Genomic DNA, 24,687 nt, shown 5'->3' with positions numbered 1-24,687 from the left:
CCGAAGGTGCCGGGATACGGTCGCCCCGGCCTGCGGCGTGGTGTTGGGCATCGCTGCGCTCACCCCAACCTACGGGAAGGCGGTGACACGGAGATGCGGGAAGCAGGCGGGCTGAGGACGTGCGGTGTCGAGGTGCTTTCGTAGGTTGGGGTGAGCCAGCGAACCCCAACATCCGGCGGCGGCCCGGTAGCGAAAGTGCCCGATCAGTCATCGTTCTCGTCCGCCAGCGTGTGCTTCAGCTCTTCGGACAGCAGCAGCTGCGCGCCGCGCGTCACCACGCGGGCGTCATCCTCCAGCTTCGGTGCGAGCCAGCCGTCCGGACGCTGCGATTCGGCGGGCAGCGCCTGGCGGGTGAATTCCTCCGGTTCGTCATCGTCGCGCACATACACCCAGGGCAAGCCGGCGTACCAGACGACGGCGCTGTTGGGCACCAGCGACAGCATGGTTTCGCCGGTGACGCCGCGTGCCGCCAGGCGGGTGCCGGCCGGCAATACGCGCTCGGACTTGTACAGCCAGGTTTCGCCGGCCGCCTGGGCGAGGCTGCGCGGTGCAGGACCGATGCGGCGCGCCTCGATGGCATCGTTGCCGTCCGGCAGGCGCAGCAGCATCAGCGGCGGCGCCTCACCGGAACCGCGCAGCGCGACGGCAACCAGCGAATTGCGCCGGTCGGCCAGCCGCTCCAGTTCATCGGGCGCCTCGCCCGTCGCCGATCCCGCCAGCGGGCCCCAGCCCTGAACCAGCCGCGCATGCAAGCCGTCGGCCCGGGCGCGCGCAGCGGCCAGCGCAGCACGATCCTGTTCGACCTGGCTGCGCGCCGTCTGCAGCGTGCGCTCCGATACATTGCGGTCATCGTTGAACAGCGCCTGAACGCGATCACGCTCGGTTTCGGCGCGGGCAAGCTGGGCGGCCAGGCGTGCGATGTCGGCGCGCGCTTCGTGCAGCAGGCCACGCAGCGCGAACAGTGGCTCCAGGTCGAGCACTGCCGCCTGCGCCTCGTGTTCGGTGCCGGCCCGCACCGCAAGCGGCTGGCCAAGTTCGATGCCGCTCGCCGTCTGGGCCGCGGTGGTCAGGCGCACGCTGGTCAGACCGTCCTGACTGCGTTCGACCAGTGACGGCACCTCGATATCGTCGTCGGGTTGTTCGCCGTACAGCTTCCACTCGTCGCGGGCGTAATAGACCACTGCCCAGACCAGTGCGATCAGCAGCAGGCCCATCGCGAACAGCAGTTGCTGGGGAGTGATGCGGTTCATCGTGTGGTCTCCGTGGGGCCCGTCATTGCAGACAGCGGGCGCTGCACTGCATCTTCGAGAGCCAGGCGCGACGCGAGGGTGCGCTGGCGGGCATACAGCAGGCGGATGTCGGCTTCGAGCACGCGCACGCGCGCCAGCAGGCGATCCAGCCGGTCGGCGTCGCCGCGCGCGTAGCGTTGTTCGGTGCGCGTCAGTTGCAGGCGGGCTTCGTCGTGCTCGGCGTCGGCGCCATCGATGTCCAGTTCAGCCGCCCTGACGCGGGTGCGCGCGTGGTCGAGCGCCACCAGCGCCTGCGACTGCAGCGCGAGGAAATCCTGCGCGGCCATGTCGCGCCGTGCGACCGCTTCGGCGATCGGTCCGGCCTGGCGCTGCGCCGCGAACAGCGGCAATGCGGCGCCCAGGCTCCACACCGTGGCGCCCTGATCCCACAGCAGGCCGGGCTTGATGCGGATCTCCGGGTACTGCGCGCGCAGTTCCACCGTCAGCGCCGCTTCGGCTGCGTCGTGCATCGCCAGCGCACGGCGCAGGTCGATGCGGTCGAGCGTGGCGTTCGCCCGAAGCGCATCCATTGGTGGCACCGCGGCCGGCGCGTCGAAGGCAGTGAAATCGATGCGCAGTGCGTCGAGGGCAGGCAGCGGCAAGGCGAGCGCCTGCGCCAGGTCGGCGCGCGCGCGGATCTGCCGCTGTTCGGCCAGCACGTAGCGCGATTCGGCCTGAGCCGCAGCGGTGCGTGTCTGCGTCAGTTCGAGCGCATCGGCAGCGCCCAGGTCGTAGCGCTTCTGCATCACCGCCTGGGCTTCCAGGGTGGTGACGACGAGTCGGTCGAGCAGCGCCAGCTCGGCATTGGCCGACCACAACTCGATGAGCGCGCGCTGGGCGCCACTGCGGACGGCCCAGGCGGCGTCGGCCTCGTCGAGGAGCGCCGCGTCGGCCAGCAGGCGGGCGCGCTCGATGCGGGCTTCACGCACCGATTCGCCGGTCAGCGCGAGGTCCAGTGCGAGGCCGACACTCCACGCCGACTGCCCGGGGTCGCGTTCGTTGGTGCGTTCGGCCTCCGGTGCGAGAACGGTGCGCGGCGTGAGGCCGGCGGTCTGCAACTGGGCGCGGGCCAGGGCAGCACGTGCGCGCGCCTGCGCTGCGGCGGGGTGCTGCAGCAGCGCTGCCAGCACAAGCTGCTCGGGTGCCCAGCGTTCCGGCGGCCAGGTCGATACATTCATGCTGCGCTGCTCAAGCAATGCGCGCGTGGCGTCATCGGTCAGCGAACGGCCAAGGAAGGCTGTCTGCAGTGCCTGCGGATCGAGCGGTGCGGGCGGCACCTGTTGCACCGCACATGCGCTGAGGACGATACAGGGAAGCAGCAAGTAGAACGGAGGGGTGAGGCACCGCATCCTGATTTGTTATTCTGGGCAGCTGATCAACACCGAATGCTAACGATGCACGCTGTTGTGCGCAAACGAAGCCCTGTCCGGCGGGTCTCACGCATCCTCGGTTTTGTCGGTGCGATGCTGACGATGGCAGCGACGGGGGCACAGGCACTGGACGCGCTTGAGGTCCGGCAGACGGCGCCCGGCGTCTTCCTGTTCCAGGGCGAAATTGCCGAGCAGGACGGGCGCAATCTGGGTGCGATATCCAACCTCGGCTTCATTGTCGGCAGCCGCTGCGTGGCGGTCATCGACACCGGTGGCTCGCCTGCTGTGGGCGCTGCACTGCGCGCCAGCATCCGCCGCAAGACCGACCTGCCGGTGTGTTACGTGATCAACACCCACGTACATCCTGACCACATTCTGGGCAATCAGGCCTTCATCGACGACAAGCCCGTGTTCGTCGGCCATGCCCGCCTGCCGGCCGCGCTGGCGGCGCGCAGCAGCCACTATCTGGCGGCAGCCGAACGCCTGATGGGGGAAGCCGGCAAGGGGCTTCAGCCGGTGCCGCCCTCGCGCACCGTGGCGGACGAGGACGAACTCGATCTGGGCGGGCGGACGCTGAAGCTGCGGGCCTGGCCGACTGCGCACACGGACAACGATCTCACCGTGCTGGACGTGGCAACCGGCACGCTGTTTGCCGGCGATCTGCTGTTCGTCGAACACCTGCCGGTGGTGGACGGAAAGATACTCGGCTGGATCAAGGTGGGCGCAGTCCTGGCGGCGATGGACGTGCAGCGCGTGGTGCCGGGTCATGGCGACGCTGGCAAAGCGTGGCGCGAAGCATTTGCGAAGCAGGGGAACTACCTGCAGGGGCTGGTCGATCAAACCCGTGCCGCGTTGAAAGCCGGAAAGACCCTGTCGCAGGCGGTGGGCGAAGTCGGACCGGGTGAGGCAACAGGCTGGGCTCTGATCGATCTGTTCCACCGGCGCAACGTGACGTCGGCGTTTGCCGAACTCGAATGGGAAGAATGATGGATGGCGCATGTCAGCATTACCGTCAGCCAGCGGTCTGCTGCAGAATAACCACGAGGAGAATACGATGAAATTCAACAACGGATGGCCGGCGGCGCTGGCGGCATGTCTGATCCTGCTTGCGCCGGTCGCGCAGGCCGCCGACGACGGTTCGGATACCCCGATCTGGGGCAAGGTGCGCACGCTGCTGGTCGGCGACCGTCCGGTGATCGAGGACACGACCGGCTCGGTCCTGGAGATCGACGCGCCGGTGCGTGCCGAAGACGCGGCGGTGGTGCCGGTCTCCGTGCGCACGAAACAGCTGCCGGGTGGTGTCTACGTCAGCAAGGTGCATCTGGTGATCGACGAGAATCCGTCACCGATCGGTGGCACCTTCACCTTCACGCCGCTGGCCGGACGGGCTGATATCGAAACCCGGGTGCGCATCGAAGCCTACAGCTGGGTCCGCGCCATCGCGGAAACGAGTGACGGGAAGGTCTATGTCGCGCGCCGCTTCGTGAAGGCCTCGGGCGGCTGTTCCGCGCCTGCCGGCAAGGACATGGAAGAGGCGCTGGCCCGGCTCGGCAAAATGAAATTCAAGGTGGAGGAGGCCGCGGTCGGCCAGCCCAGCGTTGCGCAATTGATGATCAGCCACCCGAACAGCTCCGGGCTGGCAATGGACCAGATGACCCGGCTGTTCGTACCGCCGCATTTCGTGCGCCGCGTCGAAGTCACCTTCGGCGGCGAACCGGTCATGACCGCGGACGTCGATTTCTCGATCAGCGAAAACCCGAACTTCAGGTTTTACGTGCTGCCGGCGAAGGCGGGCGAACTGAAGGCGGTGGTCGTCGATTCCAAGGACCTGCGCTTCGAAAGTTCGGTGGCGATCAAGCCGGGACTGCCCGGGTCGTGAGCAGTGCGGCAGGCGCCGCACTGCTGCGTCGCGTGCGGTTGATTACTTGATGAAGCAGCGTTTCTTGGATGCTGCGACGACATCCAGGTACTTCTTGACCGCGCCCTTTGTTTCGTCGGTGCCGCGGAACACGCCGCCGCGTTCGCCACTCATCGACTGGGTGCGACTGAAACTCGACAGCTCGACGTATTCGTCATGCGTCAGCTTGGTCGCGATTTCGTCGATGAGGCATGAACACTTGTAGATGTACTCGTGGTTGCTGCCATAAGCCTGCAGGCACTCGAGCGCAAATTCGACGCGCGAAGTGGTCGGGTAGTCGTTGGCCGCCGCAGCCGGGCCACCCATCAGCAGCGCGCCGAGCGCAGCGACTGTCACGTGGAAGCGATGAAATTTCAAAACGGATCTCCTCATTTGTTTTTGATGAACCGCAGGGGCTCGCTGGCTAACATCGACAAAAAGGCTAGCACATCAACGCAGACCGCCGATTTGCCACCCGGGTTGCACAGGATTCTTTCCCGATGGCTGTGTGCCGTCATCGTGATTTTCGCGGGATGTCTGTTCAGCGCAGTGCCCGCGCTCGCGCAGCAGCTGCCTGAACTGCGCCTGACGCAGCTGGCAGATGGCGTCCATGTGCTGCGTCCGACCTCGTTCGAAGTCAGTCCGGACAACGCCGGTTTCGTGACCCACATCGGGGTGCTGGTCGATACACGCGGGCTCATCCTGGTGGGCACCGGCACCAGTCAGCGATTTGCGCAGCACCTGCTCGCCTTCGTCGAACGCGAGCTGGGCAAACCGGTCATCGCGGCGGTCAATCTTTACGGTGGCGGCGACCATGTGCTGGGCAACCGCGTGTTTGTGTCACGGGGTGTGCCGGTTACAGCACATATTGAAACAGACCGCTTCATCCGGGCCAGTTGCCACACCTGTGTCGAGCGCCTGACGGCGGCACTGGGCGAAAATATGATGTCAGGTACCGAACCCACTCCCGCAAGCGTGACCTTCGAACATTCAGGCCGGCTGACCGGCGTCTCCCGCAGGCTGACATTGCTGCACTACGGACACACCTTCCAGCCCGGCGCAACCGCGCTGCTGGACGAGGCAAGCGGCACGCTGTTCGCGGGCGAACTGGCGGCGACGCACTATCTGCCCGATCTGTACAACGCGAGCGAAACAGGCTGGGTCGCTGCCCTCGATGCGCTGATCGCGCTGGGCGCGCGGCAGGTGGTGCCGGCGCATGGCGCGCCGGGCGGACGTGAAGTTCTCGACGCGCCGCGCCGTTATCTGCAGCAACTGGTCGAGCGTGTGGATGCGCTGTTCGTTGGCGGCGCGACGCTTGAGGAGGCGCTGGATCAGGTCGAACTGGCGGAATTCCGCGATTGGTACGGCTACGCCCTGTGGCACCGCCGCAACGTGCATTTCGCCTATCTGCACCGGGAAGCCCGTGCCTTCGGCCCGCAGTGAAGTCAGGCGTGGATCAGGATACGGCCTGCAGCCGTGCCCCACACAACAAGATTGATCGATGAGGATGAGCCTACATGTCGGAACCGTTTTCCATACCGCTTGAGCAGATGCGTCGCATGGTCAAGCCCACGCCCAAGGGGCGCGCGCTTGATCCGGTTGCCGTCGAAGAAGTGCAGGCGCTGCTCGGTCGCATGCCGCGCCGTCCGGATCTGCTGATCGAATGCCTGCACCTGCTGCAGGACACCTACCGCGCGGTGCATGCGCGCCATCTCGCCGCGCTGGCGGCCGAACTGAAAATGTCGCAGGCCGAGGTGTATGAGGTGGCGACGTTCTATCACCACTTCGACGTGCTGCGCGAAGGCGAGGGCGCGCCGGCCGAACTGACCGTGCGCGTGTGCGACACGCTGTCCTGCAAGATGGCCGGAGCCGACGATCTGTTGAAAAAGCTGCCGGGCATCCTGGGCACCAAAGTACGCGTCATTCCGGCCCCCTGTGTCGGCCGCTGCGAACAGGCACCGGTCGTCGTGGTCGGTCAGAACGCGCTGAGCGGCGCCACCGAAGCGGACGTGAAGGCCGCCGTGAAGGCGAATGAATCGACCCATCCGCTGCCGCGTTACGTCGGCTACAAGGCTTACCTCAAAGCCGGTGGCTACCAGCTGTTCCGCGATCTGGTCGAAGGTCGTCGGGATGTCGAGTCGGTCATTCAGGCGATGGAACATTCCGGCCTGCGCGGTCTGGGCGGCGCCGGATTTCCGGCCGGCCGCAAGTGGCGCATCGTGCGTGCCGAAGCGGCGCCGCGGCTGATGGCAATCAATATCGACGAGGGCGAACCGGGCACCTTCAAGGATCGCTGGTACCTCGAACGCGATCCGCACCGCTTCCTCGAAGGCATGCTGATCGCCGCGTACTGCGTCGGCATCGGCGAGGTGTACGTCTATCTGCGCGACGAATACGCGCATGTGCGCGACATCCTGCAGAAGGAACTGAAGAAGCTGCTGGCCGATCCGCCCTGTGCGCTGCCGCCGATCCACCTGCGCCGTGGCGCGGGCGCCTACATCTGCGGCGAAGAGTCGGCGATGATCGAATCCATCGAAGGCAAGCGCGGCATGCCGCGCCTGCGCCCGCCCTACGTCGCCCAGGTCGGCCTGTTCGGTTATCCGACGCTGGAACACAATATGGAAACCGTGTTCTGGATTCGCGACATCGTGGAGAAGGGCGCGGAATGGTTCGCCGGCCAGGGCCGCAACGGTCGCAAGGGGTTGCGTTCGTTCTCGGTGTCGGGCCGTGTGAAGAAGCCGGGCGTGCATCTGGCGCCGGCCGGCATTTCGGTGCGCGAGCTGATCGACGAATACTGCGGCGGCATGCTGCCGGGTCACACCCTTTACGGCTATCTGCCGGGCGGCGCGTCGGGCGGCATCCTGCCAGCCAGTCTGGGCGACATCCCGCTCGACTTCGACACCCTGCAGCCCTACGGCTGCTTCATCGGCTCAGCGGCGGTCATCATCCTGTCCGACCAGGACCGCGCAACGGATGCAGCGCGCAACATGATGCATTTCTTCGAACACGAGTCGTGCGGCCAGTGCACCCCCTGCCGCGTCGGCACGGCCAAGATGAACACGCTGATGGAAGCTCCGGTGTGGGACACCGATCTGGTCGAGGAGCTGTCGCAGACCATGGTGGACGCATCGATCTGCGGCCTGGGGCAGGCGGCACCGAATCCGGTGCGCTGCGTCATCAAGTATTTCCCTGACGAAATCAAGTGAAGGGACGGCAACTCAAATGAATGCACCCATTGATGCTTCGGTGATCGCGCAATCGATCGAATTCACGCTGGACGGCCAGTCGATGACGGCCCGTGCCGGCGAAACCATCCTGCAGGCGGCAGCCCGCCAGGGTGTGGACATCCCCCATCTTTGCTACAAGGACGGCTACCGTCCGGACGGCAACTGCCGCGCCTGCGTGGTCGAGATCGACGGCGAACGCGTGCTCGCGCCGAGCTGCTGCCGCGCACCGACGCCCGGCATGAATGTGAAGGCCGAGTCGGAGCGGGCCGTGAAGGCGCAGAAGATGGTGGTCGAACTGCTGCTGTCGGACATGCCGGACCAGACCTACAAGCCCGATTCCGAACTGGCGCACTGGGCGGACAAGCTCGGCGTGACCGGGTCGCGCTTCGAAGGCCGCGATCAGCCGGCATGCGACCAGTCGCATCCGGCGATGAGCGTGAACCTCGACGCCTGCATCCAGTGCAACCGCTGCGTGCGCGCCTGTCGCGAAGAGCAGGGCAATGACGTGATCGGCTACGCCTTCCGCGGATCGGCGTCGAAGATCGTGTTCGACCAGGACGACCCGATGGGCGCGTCCACCTGCGTGGCCTGCGGCGAATGCGTGCAGGCCTGCCCGACCGGCGCGCTGATGCCGGCCGGGGGTGTCGGCATGGTGAAGATGGACAAGACCGTCGATTCCGTCTGCCCGTACTGCGGCGTCGGCTGCCAGCTGACGTATCACGTCAAGGACGACCGCGTACTGATGGTGAGCGGCCGCGACGGTCCGGCCAACGAAGAGCGCCTGTGCGTCAAGGGCCGCTTCGGCTTCGACTACGCGCGTCACCCGCAGCGACTCACGAAGCCGCTGATCCGTCGCGCCGATGCCCCGAAGCACAAGAATTTCGTCGTCGATCCGTCCAATCCGCTGTCGGCGTTCCGCGAAGCCAGCTGGGAAGAGGCGATCGAGTACGCGACGAGCCGTCTGCGCACCATCCGCGACACCAAGGGGCCGAATGCGCTGGCCGGTTTCGGTTCGGCCAAGGGCTCGAACGAAGAGGCCTACCTGTTCCAGAAGCTGATCCGTACCGGCTTCGGCACCAACAACGTCGACCACTGCACGCGCCTGTGCCACGCCTCGTCGGTCGCGGCGCTGCTCGAAGCGGTCGGTTCGGGTGCGGTATCCAACCCGGTGCGCGATGTGCTGCACTCCGACGTGATCTTCCTGATCGGCGCCAATCCGCTGGTCAATCACCCGGTGGGTGCCACCTGGATCAAGAATGCCGTGAAGCAGGGTGCGCGCCTCATCGTCTGCGACCCGCGCCGCAACGACCTGCAGCGCTACGCCACGCACTTCCTGCAGTTCAAGCCGGACACCGATGTGGCCATGCTGAACGCGATGATGCACGTCATCATCGAAGAAGGTCTGGTCGACGAGGCATTCGTGCGCGACCGCACTTCGGGTTTCGATGCGCTGAAGAAGAACGTCGCCGATTTCAGTCCGGAACGCATGGCCAAGATCTGCGGCATTCCGGCTGAAACGCTGCGCGAAGTGGCGCGCATGTTCGCGACCTCGAAGGCGTCGATGATCCTTTGGGGCATGGGCGTGTCGCAGCATGTTCATGGCACCGACAATGCGCGCTGCCTGATTTCGATGGTCATGATGACCGGCCAGATCGGTCGCCGCGGCACCGGTCTGCATCCGCTGCGCGGCCAGAACAACGTGCAGGGAGCGTCCGACGCCGGCCTCATTCCCATGGTGTTCCCGGACTATCAGGCGGTTGGCAACAAGACCATCCGCGACAAGTTCGAAGAACTGTGGGGCAGCCGCCTCGACGCCAACCCCGGCTTGACCGTGGTCGAAATCATGGACGCCATCCATGCCGGCAAGCTCAACGGTTGTTACGTCATGGGTGAGAATCCGGCCATGTCCGACCCGGACGTCAACCACGCCCGCGATGCGCTGGCCAAGCTCGACTGCCTGGTCGTGCAGGACATCTTCCTGACCGAAACCGCCTACTTCGCCGACGTCGTGTTGCCGGCGTCCGCCTTCCCGGAAAAGACCGGCACCTTCACCAACACCGACCGCCAGGTGCAGCTGGGTCGTCAGGCGATCAATCCGCCGGGTGACGCGCGGCAGGACCTGTGGATCATCCAGCAGATGGCCAACGGCATGGGGCTGGACTGGCACTACGACGGCGCGAAGGACGTGTTCAACGAAATGCGCAAGGCGATGCATTCGATCGCCGGCATCACGTGGGAGCGTCTGGAAGCCGAGCACTCGGTCACCTATCCGTGTGAAAACGAGGGCGACCCGGGCGACGAGGTGGTATTCATCGAGCGCTTCCCGACCCAGTCCGGTCGCGCCAAGCTGGTGCCGGCCAAGCTGATCAGCGCCAACGAAAAGCCGGATGCCGACTTCCCGATGGTGCTGATCACCGGCCGCCAGCTCGAGCACTGGCATACGGGTTCGATGACGCGCCGGGCGTCGGTGCTCGACAACATCGAGCCGATCGCCACGGTCACGATCAACCCGGCCGACATGGCGAAGCTGAAGCTGCGGCCCGGCGAGGTGGTGACGGTCGAATCGCGCCGCGGCAAGATCGCGTTGTACGCGCGTGTCGATGGCAACGTGCCGGTCGGTGCCGTGTTCATCCCGTTCGCCTACTACGAGGCGGCTGCGAACATGCTGACCAATCCGGCGCTGGACCCGTTCGGCAAGATTCCGGAGTTCAAGTACTGCGCGGTGCGCCTGAAGAAGGGCGGGACGCCGACCCGACTGACGACCTACGGCGGCGGTCAGGCGCAGATGGTAACTGCCTGATCAGGCAAGCGTCTGAGCAAGACCGGGGCCGAGTGCCCCGGTTTTCTCGATGTATTGATTGGCCGTCCGCTGAATGAAAGTGAAAACGGCGGCTCCGAGCCGCCGTTTTCATTCGTGTCAAACAGCGCTCAGCGCATACGCCGCTGTGCCGCGAAACCGACCATTCCCATGCCCGCCAGCAGCATCGCCCAAACTTCAGGTTCGGGTACGGGCGCACCGTACAGAAACTGTGCACCCGCGATGTCATCGGCATCGAGTTCGCGATTGATGAAGCCGAAGCAGGCGAAATCGACCTGCATCACCGGACACATTCCATCTACAGGCGGATGCGCGAGTCCGATCGCATGCCCCATTTCATGCAGCAGCAGACTTTCGAAATCGTTGGGCGCAAAAAAAGTACTGTAGGCATCACCTTCATTTCCGGGCGCGAACTGGTAGAACGAATTCGCGGCAAAAATGATGTCACCCGCACCGGTGCCCCCGTTGGGCGGCGGTGCAAAGCCTACGCCGCCGCCCCCGCTGGCGAAATTGAACGCACCGATGCGAATGTGGCCCGTTGCACCGGCGACCGCCGACGGATCGTTGATCGCCACGCCGCTGTCGCTGTCGAACTTCACGAACGAAATGTTTGCCGCCGCCGACCATTTGTCGAATGCCGCCGTAATGAATGGCTCCAGACTGGTCAGCGTCTGCAATGAGAATCCGCCACCGGGAAAGTTTTCGATACTGATGGCATCGACGCTCAAACCCGGGCAGGCGTCGCCGCAAAAATCCGTATTTCCCGGTGTTCCGGCCGACATGAAACTCCAGGTGATCACGCCCCCTGGTGTGCCGTTCGCGTTGTCGCCCCATTTGAGCGAGTTGTTAACGTCGATGGGAAATACCGAGAATGCCTGTGCTTGCGCACTCAAAAGGGCGGTGCACAAAATACCGACCCCAGCGATCCACTGTTTCATGTGTGATCTCCTCACGTTTGTGATGGTTTGTATTTTTTCTGTCTCATGCAATTCCCACGCCTGACTATTTTTCATCGTTCTTTCAACATCTTGAAAAGTCAACCCGCGACGTTGCGGTCGAAATGTCAAGTTTTCCGACAATGAGCTTTTCGCGAGATGCGCTGGAACAGGCCCTGCGTGCGCGCCAGCCGGACAGGAAGCGCAAGGCAAGGGGCCGTCGAGCCTTCAAGGCTGCGTACCCCGGTTTTTTTGCTCGCGATTGAGCTGGATCATTGACGGCACGCCAGCCCGACGGATACCCTGCGCGTGCTTCAGGTGCCCTGACCAGCGTTCGCTGCGACGGGTGAAACGGGAAGTCCGGTGAGTGCCTGCAATCAGGTCGCGATCCCGGCGCTGCCCCCGCAACGGTAAGCGAGTCGTAGCGATCCAGTCAGCCACTGTGCATGATGCATGGGAAGGCGGGTCGCACATTTCCCTCGCGAGCCCGGAGACCGGCCTGACGCATTTGACCGATGGCTGCGGTGGGCGGCGGAGGTGCGTATTTCCTTTGCCGGTCGCTTTTCCGCGCAGGTCGTGCGTCGCTTCCCGTTTGCTTCAGACCATCGGATTTCCGCAATTCGCCGGCGGGTGCTGCCGGCGCTGCAAGGAGGTCTGCATGCGTTTCATTCTTGTCACATCCCTCATCGGACTGGCGTTTGCCGGTTCCGCCCAGGCCGGCCCGTTCGCGCCGGCTGCCGGTCAGACCGGCTCGACCGCGATCAGCAAGGACAGTCCGGCTTTCGTCCAGTGGGCGACCGGCTATCGCGACTATCAGCCCGGTCCCAACGTCGATGCGACGTGGAAAACGCCGGAAAAGGGTCTGGGCGTTGCCCAGGGCGGCGCGACCGACATCGTCGTGCTCGGCGACGGCGGCAGCATCACGCTCACCTTCGGCGGTTACATCACGAACGGTGCGGGCGCGGATTTCGCGGTGTTCGAAAACGGTTTCATGGACACCTTCCTCGAACTGGCTTTCGTCGAAGTGTCGTCCAACGGCACGGATTTCTTCCGTTTTCCGAACTTCTCCTTCACTGCCAGCCCGGTCGGCGGCTTCGGCCTGATTGACCCGACCAATATCGACGGTCTGGCCGGCAAGTACCGCGCCGGCTTCGGTACGCCGTTCGATCTCGAGGTGCTGAGCGGCGTCGCCGGGCTGGATGTCAACAAGGTGCAGTACGTGCGCCTGATCGACGTGGTCGGAAATGGTTCGACCTTCGACAGCTTCCCGGCCGAATACGGCGGGCCGCACCCGATCTACGACCCGTACCCGACGACCGGCAGCAGCGGCTTCGACCTCGACGCGGTCGGCGTCATCCACTACGCGGCACTGCCGGCCGTGCCCGAACCGTCGCAATGGGCCATGTACTGCGCCGCACTGGGCCTGCTCGGTCTGGTCGCCCGTCGTCGCGGCTGATGCCGCCCCCGCTTACCACGAAAGATCACTGACATGAACAAGACATTTCTTGCCTTTGCGCTGGGCGCACTGGCCGCCAGCCACGGCGCGCACGCAGCGACCCCCTCGGTCGCCACGTTCGAAGACGCGCCGCTGGCGTCCGAAAGCCACTTCTTCCCGCAAGTGACGACCACGTTCACCAGCGGAGCCGCCACCTTCAATCACACCTATTCGGACTTCGGTGGCGGCTGCTGCCACGTTGACTGGGTGTATTCGAACCGCACCGACACGACGACCGGCAACTTCACCAATCAGCACAGCGCGATCACCGGCGGCGGCGCCGACGGATCGGCCCATTACGCGATCGCCAACTTCGGCGCGCCGACCATCAGCTTTGCGTCGGCCGTCAGTGTTCAGGGTGCGTACTTCACCAACACGACGTTCACCGGCCTTACCCTGCTCACCGGCGACTTCTTCTCGAAAAAGTTCGGCGGCGCCAGCGGCAATGACCCCGACTACCTGAAGCTGACCATCATCGGCAAGGACGGTGGCGGTGCGACGACCGGCAGCGTCGACTTCATGCTGGCCGACTACCGGTTCGCCGACAACACGCAGGACTACGTGGTGACCGACTGGCGCTGGGTCGATCTCGCGGCGCTCGGCACGGTCAGCAGTCTGCAGTTCGCGCTGGTTTCGAGCGACAGCGGTGAATTCGGCATCAATACGCCGGCCTATTTCGCACTCGACAATCTGACCGTCACCGCGGTGCCGGAACCGGAACAGGCAGCGCTGCTGCTGGCCGGACTGGCGTTGGTCGGCGCGGTCGCGCGCCGCCGTCGCGGCTGATCGACCCAGGAGTCACCCGCGCGCCCTCCACGGTTCGCGGGTGATGCGCATTGATGCACTGTCTCCGTTTTCTTTTTTTGCTGCCCGTGTTGCCCGGCCTGGCGTTCGCACAGACTTCGGCACCGCGCGTGCACGAGCTCGATGAAGTCGTCATCAGCGCGCCGTCGGCAGCCGATACGTTGCGTATGGTGCCGCACAGTGTGTCGGTCATCACGCGGGAAGATATCGACAGTTCTCCCTCTCTGTCAGTTGCCGAGTTACTCGGTCGTGAAGCAAACCTGAATCTGATCAGTTACTTCGGTCACGATAAAAACGCAACTATTGGCATGCGTGGTTTTGGCGAAAGCGCTGCAAACAACGTGCTTGTCATGGTTGACGGTGTCCGTCTCAATGCTGATGACCTGTCCGGTGCGGACTTGTCCACGGTAGCCGTGTCTCAAATCAAGCGGATCGAGGTACTCCGAGGTGGTGGTGCCGTGCGATACGGCGATGGTGCGGTAGGCGGTGTCATCCACGTCCTTACGAATGGTCCAAGCTCGACCGATGTTCGCTCGGAGCTGTCTCTGCGGACCGCAGCTTACGGAACACAAGCTTTGCAGTTCAGCACTTCAGGCGGCCATGGCCCTGTTTCGGCAAGCGTTGAGGTTGAGCGCATGTCGAGTGACGGCTATAGACAGCATGATGAACAGCGTCGTACGCGAACGGCGGTCGCAGTCAGATGGAGCCCCGGCGGCACGCTGGCGTTCATGGACCTCCTCGTTCGCTTCTCCAGACACCTGGACGAATATGGTTTGCCCGGGGAAGTGTCACGCGAAGATTTTCTATCCGGAGAGTCTGCACGTCGACGCGCTAGTCGGTCACCCCGGTCAGATGGCGGACAAACCGACGATCGGAAAATGGGGCTTCTATGGCGTGTCGATCTCGGTGACGCCGGTGTGTTTGAATTTCAACTGGATCACCGACGGCGCGAAAATCCCTTTCTAATCGGAGTCGATGCAGACACTCAACGGAACGCTATCGATTCAACGCGTGAAGATGCTCAACTGCGCTATGACCTTGACTTCACTCTCTTCGGGTTACCTCAGAATTTCGGCATGGGTGTCGCATCGCAGTCATCGGATTACCTGAGCCAGCGCCGCGGTACCGCGGCGGCAAACCAGTCCGAGCGGTTCTCTGGCGATCTGAATGGCCAAGCTTGGTATGTGGAAGGTGTAACGCATTTATCCCGGCAAGTTCGGATGAATGCCGGATGGCGGAGGGACGAAACGAAGAGCCGGACAACGAGAGAACGCTACATATCGGAATGCGTATTTATTCCTATACCGGTTCCACCTTTCGTCATGCCGGGTCCCTGTGTAAGTGATTTTCGGCGTACTGGCAGCGACTCCAACACTTGGCGCAACGACGCAGCAGAATTCGGTGTTACTTGGAATCCGATCCCGTCGCTAACGACGTTTGTTAGCGCAAGCCGGCACTTCCGTAACCCGAACATCGACGAACTGGCGCTGGCGTCGTCCGATCTGCGCGCGCAGCGCGGCCGCACGATCGAAGCCGGCGTGCGCCTGCAGCCCGATGACAGGCTGTCGCTCGGGCTGACGCTGTTCCGACTGCGCAATCAGGATGAAATCTACTTCGACAGCACCGGCGTGCCGAGCGTGAACCGCAACTACGACCTGCCGACCCAGCGCACCGGGGTAGAACTGGAAACGCGCTGGCAGCCGTCGGCCGCCTGGCTGTTCGCTGCCAACGCCGGCTATGTGCAGCCGCGTTTCAAAGGTACCGACGCCGACATTCCGCTGGTGCCGCGCTGGACCGCGAATGCGCGTGCGGAGTGGCTGCAGACGCCGTCGCTGCGCTGGATCGTCGCGGCGCGCCATGCCGGTCGGCGCTTCGACGGCAACGACCTCGACAATCGCAGCTTCGCCGAACTGCCGTCCTATACGGTGTTCGATCTTGCGCTGCGCCTCGATCTGGGCGGCGGCGCGCAACTGGCGGCCGGCATCAACAATGTATTCGACAAGGTGTATTCGACCATCGCCTTTTCGGAAACCTACTACCCGATGCCCGAACGTAATGGCTACGCCAGCCTGCGCTGGCGCTTCTAGCTCAGTTCCGGTGCAGCGCCCGCGTGCTGCGCTGCGCGAAATAGAACCACTCGTTGCCCGGTGTCGAGGTCGGGTTCGGAAACACGATGTAGCCGTCCTGCGGCGCAATGACCGGCGTACCGTCATGGCGGGTGCCGATCGCGTCGCCGGCGCTGACCGGGTCGAAGCTGCTCCAGGCGCGCGCGAACTGATCGTCCGGGTGCAGCCGGTCGATCACTTCCGTCAGGCGCAGCAGTTCGAAGCTGTCGCGCGCCGCCGGCGCGGGCGCTTCGACCAGCTTCAGGTGGGCCAGCGTGTTGCGGATGGCGCGCCAGGCGAATTCAGGTGCGGCCGGATCGTCGTGCTGGCCGCATTCCAGCGTCACCGCATAGCCGCCCATGCGGCGCATGTATTCGGTGGTGCCGATGCCGTAGTCAGGATCGGTCGACAACAGGTGGGCGCGTTCGGTGGGCGCGGTGCGGGCCAGCCGCTTGCGCACGCCGGTCGCGTAGGTGTCGAGCCAGCCCTCGACCAGACGGCGCGCGCCGAGCCGCAGCGCGAGCGCCTCTTCGGCGGCGGCGTGCGAGAAGGCTTCCAGCGTGCCGTCATTGTCCTGCGGCCCCAGCATGGCGAACGGCTCGCCCCCGGTGTGAAAGGAATGCAGGTCGAGCAGCACGTCGTGCGCGGCGAGCAGCGGGCACAGCACGTTGGCGATGCGGTCCTCATAGTCCTGCGGCGCGGCAACCGGGCGCAGGTTGCGGTTCAGGTTGCGGTCGCCGGCGCGCCGTTTCAGCGTCCAGGCGAGCGGATTGGTGATCGGTACAAAGGTGACGGTGCCGCGCACGATGACGAGGTCGCCGCGCGCCAGTTCGTCGAGCACGCGCTCGATGCCGCGCGTGCCGCCGATTTCGTTGCCATGGACGGCGCCGAGCACGATCAGGCGCGGTCCGGGTTCGAGGCCATGGAAGGTGTGTGAGGTGAGGCTGTGCGTGGATGGATTCATCGGGGTGGAAGGCGGTTCATGAACTGCAGGACAGGGCGGAACAGCCGGGCTTGTTGCGCGCCCATTCGGGGCGGCGGCCGGCCAGATCGTTGAATTCGGGTTGTTCGTCGTACGGCCGCTGCATCATCTTCAACAGTCGCTCGATCAACGCGGTGTCGCCGGCGGTGGCATCGTCGATGGCGCGCTGCGCCAGCCAGTTGCGCACGATGTACTTCGGGTTGGTCGCGTTCATGCGCGCGATGCGCGCCGCGTCCGCTTCGCCGCCGGCCTCCACGCGCTGCGCCCAGCCCTGCAGCCACGCAAGCAGCGCGCGACCGTGTTCAGCGGAAGGGCCATCACCGCTGTAGAAGGCCTCAATCAGCGGCGCCAGTGCCGCCGCATCGCCTGCGAGGGCTGTCGCCACAGGTACCTCTGCCAGCGCGCGGAAAAAGATCGTGAAGTCGCATTCCTCCGCCTGCAGCAGCTGGAACAGTTCGCTGCGCATGTCCTGTTCCGCCTCGTCAGCGGCCGCCGGCAAGCCGAGTTTGTCGGCCAGCATGCGTGTCCAGCCCTCGGAGAAGGTCTGCTCGTAGCCCTCAAGTGCGGCATCGATCGCCGCCTGATCGTCGATCAGCGGCGACAGCGCGGCAGCCAGCCGCGTCAGGTTCCAGTAGCCGATCTGCGGCTGGCGCCCGTAACAGTAGCGTCGGCCCTGGGCGTCGGTCGTGTTCGGCGTCCACATCATGTCGACGCCTTCGAGCCAGCCGTACGGGCCGTAGTCGATCGTCAGGCCGAGGATGGACATGTTGTCGGTGTTCATCACGCCATGCACGAAGCCGACGCGCATCCAGTCGACCATCAGCACCGCCGTGCGGCGGCAGATTTCGGCGAACCAGTCGGCCGGCGACGTGATGTCGGGGAAGTGGTGCGTCATCACCCAGTCGGCAAGCCGGCGCTGCAGGTCGAGCTCCTCATGCGACGCGAGGATTTCGAAGTGGCCGAAACGCACGAAGCTGGGCGCCACGCGGCACACGATGGCGCCCGGCTCGTATTCGGGATGCCCGTCGTAGAACATGTCGCGCACCACCCGGTCGCCGGTCGTGACGAGGCTCAGTGCGCGCGTGGTTGGAATGCCGAGGTGGAACATGGCTTCGCTGCACAGGAATTCGCGCACCGACGAGCGCAGCACGGCACGTCCATCGGCACGCCGCGAGTAGGGTGTCGGGCCGGCGCCCTTCAACTGCAGTTCCTGCCGCTGACCCGCGGTATCGATCATTTCGCCCAGCGTGATGGCGCGGCCGTCGCCGAGCTGGCCGGCCCAGTTGCCGAACTGGTGGCCACCGTAGCGCGCCGCGTAGGGCTGCATGCCGGGCAGGATGCGGTTGCCGGCAAGCGCCTCGACCGCCGCATCGACGCGCGCCGGTCGGCGCAACCCGAGCTGGGCACCCAGCACGTCCGACCAGGCCAGCAGTTCGGGTGCCGCGACCGGCGTCGGCGAGGTCAGCGTGTAGGAGGCATCGATGACCGGGCGCGAGCGCATGTCGGCCGAAGGGTCGGCGGGCAGACTGCGCACGAACAGGTTGTCGAACTCGATTTCATCGAGCCGTCGGGCGGCAATGGACATGGGCAATCGACTTGGGGAATGTGCTCGCACGAGGCAAGCGAACGGATGACTGCATTGTGAGCGATGTGTGTGGTTGCAGGTTCAATCGCATCCGAGCAGCGCCACATATTTGCGCAGCGCGTCGGCGTCGATGCCGCGCGTAATGAACACGACGGTCGAGCCGCGGCCCGCGCCCGGCCAGTCAGCCAGCGGCGTTGGCGGATGCAGCGTGTGCTGCACGCCGTGTGCCGCCACCGGCCCGGTGCGGCCCTCGACGTCGAACAGTGCCTTCATGCGCAGCAGGCCGGGACCGGCGATATCCGGCCAGCCGGCGAGCCAGGCGTCGAGCTGCGGAACAGAAATTGGCCGGTCGATGGAAAAGCTGTCGGCGCGAATGGCGTGCGGTTCATTCGCCGTCACGGGTCGAAAGCGCCCTGACCGGGGCGGTGGCGCGTCGAGCAGCGTCATCAGTTCGGCCCCGTCGGGCGTGAGCTGAAGGTCGGTCTGTGGCGCGAAAGGATTGATGCGTTCGAGCCGGGTACGCAGCGCACCGAGCGCATCGGCGTCCGTCAGATCCGACTTGCTGATCAGCAGGCGGTCGGCGGCGGCGATCTGGCGTACGGCTTCATCCTGTGTCGCCAGCGTGCCCGCGGCGTGCAGCGCGTCGACAACGGTCAGCGTGCAGCGCAGGCGGTAGCGCGCGGCGATGCGGGCGTCCTGCGTCAGCGTGCGCAGGATGGGCGCCGGGTCGGCGAGACCGGTCGTTTCGATGACGATGCGTCCGAACTGTCTGCGTCCGGCGCGCGCGAAGCGCCAGTGCGCGTCGCGCAGCGTCTGCGCCAGGTCGCCGCGCAGGCTGCAGCAGACGCAGCCGCCCGGCAACTCGACCACGGGTTGTTCCGCCGAATGGGTCACCAGCAGATGGTCAAGCGAGGCGTCGCCATACTCGTTGATGACGACCAGCGTATCGGACATGCCCGGTGAGGCGAGCAGGCGGTTCAGCAGCGTGGTCTTTCCGCTGCCCAGAAACCCGCTCAACAGGATGATCGGAAGCGGGCTGTCGTTCATGCAGGCACACCTTCGAGCAGTGCGGTGCGGGTACGTGGGCTCGCCAGCTGCTGCAGCCACCAGTCGAGTGCGCGACCGCGCGGGCCGCTGCGCCAGGCGATCGAAAAGCGGGCGACCTTCGTCTCGCCGGTGTCCTTCGCCACCAGACGCCCGGCCGCGATGTGCGCGCGAACCCGGCTTTCCGGCAGGAAACCGCAGCCCAGACCGCGCAGTTGTGCGTCGATCTTCATGTCGAGCGTCGGCACCGTGAGTACGTCCTGTCCCGGCTGCAGGTTGCGCGACACCGGCGACAGCTTCAGCGCACTGTCGGCGATTGCGACGGCGCGATGCATGCGGATGACTGCCGGTGTCAGCACGGACGCGATGCGTGCCAGCGGATGCTGCGGTGCCACGACGAACACGAATGGAACGTCGCCCAGCGGTTCGATCTGCACGCCGCTGACCCGGCTGTCGTCGGCATCGACGCCGATCGCCAGGTCGGCCGTGCCGGTCAGCAGGGCCTCCCAGGTGCCGGACAGCACCTCCTGGCGCAGCCGGATGCGCGTGGGTGGCGGCAGTCGGGCGGTGTCGCGCTGGCCGTAGAAAGCGTCCACCAGATCGAGCAGCGTATGCGGACAGAACAGTGCGTTGGCGGCGATCGCGAGCTGGCCTTCCCAGCCGCTGGCGACCCGCTTCACGCGGCTGGCGACCGCATCCATCTCGATCAGCAGACGACGGCCTTCAGACAGCAGTTCTCGGCCGGCCGGCGTCAGTACGGCGCTGCGGCTGGCGCGATCGAACAGCAGCACGTCGAGTGCGTCTTCCAGCTGACGCACGCTGTAGCTGAGTGCCGACGGCACCTTGCCCAGCACGCGCGCCGCGGCGGCAAAGCTGCCGGCTTCGTCGATGGTGGCGATCAGGCGGATCGCTTCAGGGTTCAGCGGGTGGTCGTGGTCGCTCATGGGTGTTCAGGAGGTGAGGTGGCCGGGCGGCAAGCCCTGCGTGCGCGCGTGACTGGAGATCAAATATTTTGAATGATGATATCAGCGCCATGCGGACACGCGAGGGTTCCGGATCAGCACAATTCAATCATCGACATACGAATCAAGGGGATGGACCATGATCAGTCTGCGCAAATCTTCAGAACGCGGTTTTGACGACCACGGCTGGGGGCAATCGCATTTCAGCTTTTCGTTCGCTGACTACCACGACCCGGAGCACATGGGTTTCGGCGTGCTGCGCGCGCTGATGGAAGACACGATCGCGCCCGGAGGCGGCTTCGGCACCCATCCGCATCGCGACATGGAAATCGTCACCGTCGTGCTGGCCGGCGAACTGACCCATCGCGATTCGATGGGCCATACCGGGGTGCTGCGCGCCGGTGATGTGCAGCGCATGAGCGCCGGCCAGGGCGTGCTGCACAGCGAATGGAACCACGGTCGTGACGACACCGTGCGCATGTTGCAGATCTGGCTGCTGCCGGAAGTACGTGGCATCGCGCCGGATTATGCACAGACCCACTTTCCGGCGGCGGCCCAACGCGGGCGGTTGCAGACGCTGGTCCACCCGCCGGCACGCGATGGCGCGCTGGGCATCCATTCCGATGTGGCCCTGCTCGCCTTGCGGCTCGAAGCCGGCGACGCGCCGGTCAGCCACCCGCTGGCCCGCGGCCGCAAGGCCTATGTGCATCTGGTGGATGGCGCGCTGAGCGTCAACGGGCAGCGGCTGCTGGGCGGCGACGCGCTCAAGCTGGACGATGAAACGGAAGTGATCTTTGAACACGGGCAGGGCGCACATGCGCTTCTGTTCGACCTTGGCAACCCCGCATCTTGATGAAGGAGTCCGACATGACACAGGTAGCGATCGTTTATCACAGTGGCTATGGCCACACCCGCCGCATGGCGCAGGCCGTCGCAGACGGTGCCGCACAGGCTGCCGAAGTCCATGCCATCGCAGTCGATGCGGACGGCAATGTGCCCGACGCAGCATGGGACACGCTGGCCGCCGCGGATGCCATCGTGTTCGGCAGTCCGACCTACATGGGCAGCGTGTCGTGGCAGTTCAAGAAATTCGCCGACGCGAGCTCGAAGCCCTGGTTCGGCCAGAAGTGGAAGGACAAACTGGCAGCCGGCTTCACCAATTCCGCCTCGATGAACGGCGACAAGCATTCGACGCTGCACTATCTGATGACGCTGGCGATGCAGCACAGCATGCTGTGGGTGGGCACCGGCCTGATGCCGAGCAACAGCAAGGCGGCCACGCGCAACGACATCAACTATGTGGCGTCCTTCGCCGGCGCGATGGCTTCGACGCCGTCCGACGCGTCCGTAGAGGAAATGCTCGATGGAGATCTGCAGACTGCACGGCTGTTCGGCTTGAGGGTGGCGGAGCAGGCGGCGCGGCTGGCTGCCCGCTGAGGGGCGGGGCAGCGGGCGTCACGCGATACCCGCTGTTCGACTCAATACAGTTCCGGAAAACGTTCCAGCCAGCCCCAGGCGATGAACAGCACGACGGACACCACGCCGGTCCACGTACCGGTAACGAAACAGCAGGCAGCAGGAATGACCAGCCCGGCTGCATCGTCGAAGAAGTGACCGAAGGTGAAGAAGAATGCCGTGAACACCAGCCACTTCAGGATGAAGCCCGGCAGATGGCGGCGCATCAAACGGTTGTGGCGGTAACTTTGTACACGCTCCAGCCAGCTGCCGCGCGTGCAGTCACGGAAGTACAGAAAGGGCCAGATGAAGCGCCACCAGACGCGCCAGAACGGCTCGGCCGGCGCGGTCAAGTCACCCGGCTCGACGCCGGATTCGGGTGCATCGCGAGACATTTCGCGTCCTCCTTCTTCATCTCATCCGTCCGCTTTAACGGTTCGATGACACGCAGGTTGAGGTAGGCGCACCCGGGACCGGACGCAGAACTTATTTGACCGAAGCCTTCTGGCGAAGTTCGTTCACGTGCGCGGCGATGGTCTGCTGTTCGAGACGCTGGGCGATCTGCGCCTTGGCTTCTTCGAACGGCGGTACCTTCAGGTCGCGCACGTCTTCCAGCTTGATCACGTGATAGCCGAAGTCAGTGCGGATCGGCTGCGGCGTGAACTTGCCCTTTTCGAGCTTGGTCAGCGCCTCGGAGAACGGCTTCACGTATTGCGCCGGTGCGCTCCAGCCGAGGTCGCCACCGCGGTCCTTCGAGCCCGGATCTTCCGAGTCCTTGGCCAGGTCTTCGAACTTTTCGCCGACCTGCAGCTTGCCGATGATTTCCTTCGCCTTGTCCTCGGTCTTCACGAGGATGTGGCGCGCCTTGTATTCCTTGTCGCCCAGACCGGCCTTCACCTTGTCGTACTCGGCCTTGACGGTCGCTTCGCTGACCGGGTTGGCGCGCACGTATTCCTGCAGGTAAGCCTGGATCAGCACGGCCTGGCGGGCCAGATCCGCCTGGTGCATCAGGGCGGCGTTCTTGTCCAGCCCCTTGGTCGCAGCGGCCTGCGTCAGCACTTCGCGGCGGATCAGCTCTTCGCGCACGGCGCTGCGCAGCTGCTCGCCGTCCTGCTGGCCCTGGGCGATCTGATTGCGCACCATTATGTCGGCGCGGCCCTGCGGGATGGTCTTGCCATTGACCGTGGCGAGCACGCCCTCGGCCGAAGCGGCAGCCGGCTTTTCCTTCGCCTTCTGCTGCGCCATCGCCGGCAAGGCGAAGGCAGTCATGACGGCAAGGGACAGAATCGAGAACGTGTGTTTCATCGGGTTACCTTTCTGGGTGAATGCCAGGTACTGCAAATGGACAAGTCGTCGATCAAACCGGATCCGCGTCGCCGGGGGCGCGCGCCGTGATCGACAAGGCGTGGATGTCGTGCTGCATCAGGTCGCCCAGTGCAGCGTAGATGAGGCGGTGGCGTTCCATCAGCCGCTGCCCCGTGAAGCGGGCCGATTCGATGGTCAGCCGGTAGTGCCGTCCGCCGGTACGCGCACCCGCGTGTCCGGCGTGCAGATGCGATTCGTCGACCAGTTCGAGCGCCGCCGGTTCAAGTGCTGCGAGGCGCTCGCGAATGGCGGATTCGATGGTCATGGCTTGATTCACGACGGAAATACCTTGCGGAAGGGTTTGATCGTGACGCGTTCGAACACCCCCTGGACAGTGTAGGGGTCTTCGTCGGCCCAGTCGCGCGCGTCGTCGAGCGAATCGAATTCAGCGATGATCAGGCTGCCGCTGAAACCGGCTTCGCCCGGGTCGACCGCGTCGATTGCCGGCATCGGACCGGCCACCAGCAGCCGCCCTTCGTCCTGCAAGAGCTGCAGCCGATGGAGGTGGTCAGGCCGCGCGGCAAGCCGCTTCGGCAGGCTGCCCGGGGCGTCTTCGCCCATCAGAACATAAAACATCGTCACCTCTGTGTTCTCGGCAATGTTGGGGACAGGATCGGGGGCTGGGCCTGGAGCAGAAATGCAGGGCCGAACGGAGTCAGGAGCTTTTCTCGTCGACGTGCCGCGACAGCATGGCGCCCTGCGCAAGCACGAACAGGAACATGAGACCCATGCCACCGTACAGCTTGAAATCGACCCAGGTTTCCTCGCTGAAGCTGAAGGCAACATAAAGATTCAGCACGCCCATGACGGCGAAGAAGGCGATCCATGACAGATTGAGCCGCGTCCACACGGCTTCCGGCAGTTCGATCTGGGCCTGCATCAGGCTGCGGATCAGATTGCGTTTCAGGAACAGCGCCGCACCGGCCAGCGTACCCGCGAACAACCAGTACAGCACGGTCGGTTTCCATTTGATGAAGGTCGCGTCATGGAACAGCAGCGTCGCGCCGCCGAATACGACGATGATGCCCAGGCTGACCCACAGCATGATTTCGACCTTGCGCCCGCGCGCCATCAGCCACAGCACCTGCCCGATCGTCGCAATGATCGCGACGGCGGTGGCGATCAGTATCGGGCCCTGCGTGACGGCGATACCGTCGCCCAGCACCTGGGTGACCAGCGAGTGAGACGCCTCGGGCGACGCATTGGCGAATTTGTAGGCTGCAAAGAACAGCAGGACCGGCAGCAGATCGAACAGAAATTTCATGGTCGCGGATTATGCCCCTCGGGCACCTGGGTGTCCAACCGGATCGGCGTGTGACTGCCAAATCGGGCATGGAACTGGCTTGGCGGCGAA

Annotated in this window: 23 protein-coding genes and 1 riboswitch; of the genes, 10 read left to right on the top strand and 13 right to left on the bottom strand. The window is 64.8% G+C overall.

From position 1 onward, the window contains the following. Nucleotides 1–203 precede the first annotated feature (203 nt). Nucleotides 204–1,250, bottom strand: a complete 1,047-nt coding sequence (locus tag Q8Q80_RS10925; RefSeq protein ID WP_305632935.1) for a hypothetical protein — start codon at nucleotides 1,248–1,250, stop codon at nucleotides 204–206. Continuing rightward, nucleotides 1,247–2,566 carry a TolC family protein gene (locus Q8Q80_RS10920; RefSeq protein WP_305632934.1) on the bottom strand — a complete coding sequence of 440 codons (1,320 nt, stop codon included), beginning with the start codon at nucleotides 2,564–2,566 and terminating at the stop codon, nucleotides 1,247–1,249. The genes Q8Q80_RS10925 and Q8Q80_RS10920 overlap by 4 nt, the downstream gene beginning before the upstream one ends. 195 nt (nucleotides 2,567–2,761) lie before the next feature. Here Q8Q80_RS10920 and Q8Q80_RS10915 point away from each other — a divergent pair, with 195 nt between their 5' ends. Together Q8Q80_RS10915 and Q8Q80_RS10910 are read left to right on the top strand one after the other, a co-directional pair. Then, a complete protein-coding gene (locus tag Q8Q80_RS10915; protein WP_305632933.1) occupies nucleotides 2,762–3,646 on the top strand; it encodes a quinoprotein relay system zinc metallohydrolase 2 in 885 nt (294 codons plus the stop codon). Between the two features lie 67 nt (nucleotides 3,647–3,713). After that, a complete protein-coding gene (locus Q8Q80_RS10910; RefSeq protein WP_305632932.1) occupies nucleotides 3,714–4,538 on the top strand; it encodes a quinoprotein dehydrogenase-associated SoxYZ-like carrier in 825 nt (274 codons plus the stop codon). Between the two features lie 42 nt (nucleotides 4,539–4,580). Here Q8Q80_RS10910 and Q8Q80_RS10905 read toward each other — a convergent pair whose 3' ends face one another. Continuing rightward, a complete protein-coding gene (locus tag Q8Q80_RS10905) occupies nucleotides 4,581–4,934 on the bottom strand; it encodes a hypothetical protein (protein WP_305632931.1) in 354 nt (117 codons plus the stop codon). A gap of 171 nt (nucleotides 4,935–5,105) precedes the next feature. Here Q8Q80_RS10905 and Q8Q80_RS10900 point away from each other — a divergent pair, with 171 nt between their 5' ends. The 3 genes from Q8Q80_RS10900 to fdhF all read left to right on the top strand — a co-directional run bounded on the left by Q8Q80_RS10900 (nucleotide 5,106) and on the right by fdhF (nucleotide 10,583). After that, nucleotides 5,106–5,999, top strand: coding sequence for an MBL fold metallo-hydrolase (locus Q8Q80_RS10900; RefSeq protein WP_305632930.1), 894 nt, complete (start codon nucleotides 5,106–5,108; stop codon nucleotides 5,997–5,999). A 74-nt stretch (nucleotides 6,000–6,073) separates the two neighbouring features. Continuing rightward, nucleotides 6,074–7,762, top strand: a complete 1,689-nt coding sequence (locus Q8Q80_RS10895) for an NADH-ubiquinone oxidoreductase-F iron-sulfur binding region domain-containing protein (RefSeq protein ID WP_305632929.1) — start codon at nucleotides 6,074–6,076, stop codon at nucleotides 7,760–7,762. 16 nt (nucleotides 7,763–7,778) lie between these two features. Further along, nucleotides 7,779–10,583 carry a formate dehydrogenase subunit alpha gene (gene fdhF / locus Q8Q80_RS10890; protein WP_305632928.1) on the top strand — a complete coding sequence of 935 codons (2,805 nt, stop codon included), beginning with the start codon at nucleotides 7,779–7,781 and terminating at the stop codon, nucleotides 10,581–10,583. A gap of 128 nt (nucleotides 10,584–10,711) precedes the next feature. Here the strand turns inward: fdhF and Q8Q80_RS10885 are convergent, their stop codons facing one another. Next, the gene (locus Q8Q80_RS10885; RefSeq protein WP_305632927.1) at nucleotides 10,712–11,539 is read right to left on the bottom strand and encodes a matrixin family metalloprotease; all 828 of its coding nucleotides are present in this window, start codon (nucleotides 11,537–11,539) and stop codon (nucleotides 10,712–10,714) included. Between the two features lie 296 nt (nucleotides 11,540–11,835). Next, nucleotides 11,836–12,054: riboswitch (cobalamin riboswitch) on the top strand. 140 nt (nucleotides 12,055–12,194) lie between these two features. Between Q8Q80_RS10885 and Q8Q80_RS10880 the strand changes: the two genes are divergently transcribed. The 3 genes from Q8Q80_RS10880 (at nucleotide 12,195) to Q8Q80_RS10870 (ending at nucleotide 15,922) form a co-directional block, all read left to right on the top strand. Continuing rightward, nucleotides 12,195–12,992, top strand: a complete 798-nt coding sequence (locus tag Q8Q80_RS10880; RefSeq protein WP_305632926.1) for a PEP-CTERM sorting domain-containing protein — start codon at nucleotides 12,195–12,197, stop codon at nucleotides 12,990–12,992. A 33-nt stretch (nucleotides 12,993–13,025) separates the two neighbouring features. Beyond that, complete coding sequence (locus tag Q8Q80_RS10875; protein ID WP_305632925.1) at nucleotides 13,026–13,817, top strand: DUF4465 domain-containing protein; 792 nt, start codon at nucleotides 13,026–13,028, stop codon at nucleotides 13,815–13,817. A gap of 86 nt (nucleotides 13,818–13,903) precedes the next feature. After that, complete coding sequence (locus Q8Q80_RS10870; RefSeq protein WP_305632924.1) at nucleotides 13,904–15,922, top strand: TonB-dependent receptor; 2,019 nt, start codon at nucleotides 13,904–13,906, stop codon at nucleotides 15,920–15,922. Between the two features lies 1 nt (nucleotide 15,923). Here Q8Q80_RS10870 and Q8Q80_RS10865 read toward each other — a convergent pair whose 3' ends face one another. The 4 genes from Q8Q80_RS10865 to Q8Q80_RS10850 all read right to left on the bottom strand — a co-directional run bounded on the left by Q8Q80_RS10865 (nucleotide 15,924) and on the right by Q8Q80_RS10850 (nucleotide 20,495). After that, the gene (locus Q8Q80_RS10865; protein WP_305632923.1) at nucleotides 15,924–16,904 is read right to left on the bottom strand and encodes a succinylglutamate desuccinylase/aspartoacylase family protein; all 981 of its coding nucleotides are present in this window, start codon (nucleotides 16,902–16,904) and stop codon (nucleotides 15,924–15,926) included. Nucleotides 16,905–16,920: 16 nt separating this feature from the next. Further along, a complete protein-coding gene (locus tag Q8Q80_RS10860) occupies nucleotides 16,921–18,507 on the bottom strand; it encodes a YdiU family protein (RefSeq protein ID WP_305632922.1) in 1,587 nt (528 codons plus the stop codon). Nucleotides 18,508–18,588: 81 nt separating this feature from the next. Further along, complete coding sequence (locus Q8Q80_RS10855) at nucleotides 18,589–19,554, bottom strand: GTP-binding protein (protein ID WP_305632921.1); 966 nt, start codon at nucleotides 19,552–19,554, stop codon at nucleotides 18,589–18,591. Beyond that, nucleotides 19,551–20,495 carry a LysR family transcriptional regulator gene (locus tag Q8Q80_RS10850; RefSeq protein WP_305632920.1) on the bottom strand — a complete coding sequence of 315 codons (945 nt, stop codon included), beginning with the start codon at nucleotides 20,493–20,495 and terminating at the stop codon, nucleotides 19,551–19,553. Before Q8Q80_RS10850 ends, Q8Q80_RS10855 begins: the two co-directional genes overlap by 4 nt. Nucleotides 20,496–20,652: 157 nt before the next feature. On the opposite strand from Q8Q80_RS10850, the gene Q8Q80_RS10845 reads away from it, so the two are divergent. Together Q8Q80_RS10845 and Q8Q80_RS10840 are read left to right on the top strand one after the other, a co-directional pair. Beyond that, a complete protein-coding gene (locus Q8Q80_RS10845; RefSeq protein WP_305632919.1) occupies nucleotides 20,653–21,366 on the top strand; it encodes a pirin family protein in 714 nt (237 codons plus the stop codon). Nucleotides 21,367–21,380: 14 nt separating this feature from the next. Continuing rightward, complete coding sequence (locus Q8Q80_RS10840; RefSeq protein WP_305632918.1) at nucleotides 21,381–21,950, top strand: flavodoxin family protein; 570 nt, start codon at nucleotides 21,381–21,383, stop codon at nucleotides 21,948–21,950. Nucleotides 21,951–21,991: 41 nt separating this feature from the next. Here Q8Q80_RS10840 and Q8Q80_RS10835 read toward each other — a convergent pair whose 3' ends face one another. The 5 genes from Q8Q80_RS10835 to Q8Q80_RS10815 form a co-directional block, all read right to left on the bottom strand. Further along, nucleotides 21,992–22,363: a hypothetical protein gene (locus Q8Q80_RS10835; RefSeq protein WP_305632917.1), complete on the bottom strand. Its 372-nt coding sequence runs from the start codon at nucleotides 22,361–22,363 to the stop codon at nucleotides 21,992–21,994. A 91-nt stretch (nucleotides 22,364–22,454) separates the two neighbouring features. Beyond that, a complete protein-coding gene (locus Q8Q80_RS10830; RefSeq protein WP_305632916.1) occupies nucleotides 22,455–23,273 on the bottom strand; it encodes a peptidylprolyl isomerase in 819 nt (272 codons plus the stop codon). Between the two features lie 52 nt (nucleotides 23,274–23,325). Further along, entirely contained in the window at nucleotides 23,326–23,598 is a 273-nt protein-coding gene (locus Q8Q80_RS10825) for a BolA family protein (protein ID WP_371132749.1), read from the bottom strand. A gap of 8 nt (nucleotides 23,599–23,606) precedes the next feature. After that, nucleotides 23,607–23,909: a YciI family protein gene (locus tag Q8Q80_RS10820; protein ID WP_305632914.1), complete on the bottom strand. Its 303-nt coding sequence runs from the start codon at nucleotides 23,907–23,909 to the stop codon at nucleotides 23,607–23,609. A gap of 79 nt (nucleotides 23,910–23,988) precedes the next feature. Next, nucleotides 23,989–24,597 carry a septation protein A gene (locus Q8Q80_RS10815; RefSeq protein WP_305632913.1) on the bottom strand — a complete coding sequence of 203 codons (609 nt, stop codon included), beginning with the start codon at nucleotides 24,595–24,597 and terminating at the stop codon, nucleotides 23,989–23,991. Nucleotides 24,598–24,687: the final 90 nt, after the last annotated feature.

Source organism: Methyloversatilis sp., assembly GCF_030698125.1.
Taxonomy (GTDB): domain Bacteria; phylum Pseudomonadota; class Gammaproteobacteria; order Burkholderiales; family Rhodocyclaceae; genus Methyloversatilis.
This window is presented reverse-complemented; position numbering and strand designations above follow the sequence as displayed.

Bases quoted from the DNA above. Each gene is read 5' to 3' on its own strand.
- fdhF (WP_305632928.1), top strand. From the start codon at position 7,779: ATGAATGCACCCATTGATGCTTCGGTGATCGCGCAATCGATCGAATTC.
- Q8Q80_RS10855 (WP_305632921.1), bottom strand. From the start codon at position 19,554: ATGAACGACAGCCCGCTTCCGATCATCCTGTTGAGCGGGTTTCTGGGC.
- Q8Q80_RS10825 (WP_371132749.1), bottom strand. From the start codon at position 23,598: ATGACCATCGAATCCGCCATTCGCGAGCGCCTCGCAGCACTTGAACCG.
- Q8Q80_RS10815 (WP_305632913.1), bottom strand. From the start codon at position 24,597: ATGAAATTTCTGTTCGATCTGCTGCCGGTCCTGCTGTTCTTTGCAGCC.
- Q8Q80_RS10925 (WP_305632935.1), bottom strand. From the start codon at position 1,250: ATGAACCGCATCACTCCCCAGCAACTGCTGTTCGCGATGGGCCTGCTG.
- Q8Q80_RS10880 (WP_305632926.1), top strand. From the start codon at position 12,195: ATGCGTTTCATTCTTGTCACATCCCTCATCGGACTGGCGTTTGCCGGT.
- Q8Q80_RS10830 (WP_305632916.1), bottom strand. From the start codon at position 23,273: ATGAAACACACGTTCTCGATTCTGTCCCTTGCCGTCATGACTGCCTTC.
- Q8Q80_RS10915 (WP_305632933.1), top strand. From the start codon at position 2,762: ATGGCAGCGACGGGGGCACAGGCACTGGACGCGCTTGAGGTCCGGCAG.
- Q8Q80_RS10845 (WP_305632919.1), top strand. From the start codon at position 20,653: ATGATCAGTCTGCGCAAATCTTCAGAACGCGGTTTTGACGACCACGGC.
- Q8Q80_RS10850 (WP_305632920.1), bottom strand. From the start codon at position 20,495: ATGAGCGACCACGACCACCCGCTGAACCCTGAAGCGATCCGCCTGATC.
- Q8Q80_RS10895 (WP_305632929.1), top strand. From the start codon at position 6,074: ATGTCGGAACCGTTTTCCATACCGCTTGAGCAGATGCGTCGCATGGTC.
- Q8Q80_RS10865 (WP_305632923.1), bottom strand. From the start codon at position 16,904: ATGAATCCATCCACGCACAGCCTCACCTCACACACCTTCCATGGCCTC.
- Q8Q80_RS10910 (WP_305632932.1), top strand. From the start codon at position 3,714: ATGAAATTCAACAACGGATGGCCGGCGGCGCTGGCGGCATGTCTGATC.
- Q8Q80_RS10840 (WP_305632918.1), top strand. From the start codon at position 21,381: ATGACACAGGTAGCGATCGTTTATCACAGTGGCTATGGCCACACCCGC.
- Q8Q80_RS10820 (WP_305632914.1), bottom strand. From the start codon at position 23,909: ATGTTTTATGTTCTGATGGGCGAAGACGCCCCGGGCAGCCTGCCGAAG.
- Q8Q80_RS10875 (WP_305632925.1), top strand. From the start codon at position 13,026: ATGAACAAGACATTTCTTGCCTTTGCGCTGGGCGCACTGGCCGCCAGC.
- Q8Q80_RS10835 (WP_305632917.1), bottom strand. From the start codon at position 22,363: ATGTCTCGCGATGCACCCGAATCCGGCGTCGAGCCGGGTGACTTGACC.
- Q8Q80_RS10885 (WP_305632927.1), bottom strand. From the start codon at position 11,539: ATGAAACAGTGGATCGCTGGGGTCGGTATTTTGTGCACCGCCCTTTTG.
- Q8Q80_RS10860 (WP_305632922.1), bottom strand. From the start codon at position 18,507: ATGTCCATTGCCGCCCGACGGCTCGATGAAATCGAGTTCGACAACCTG.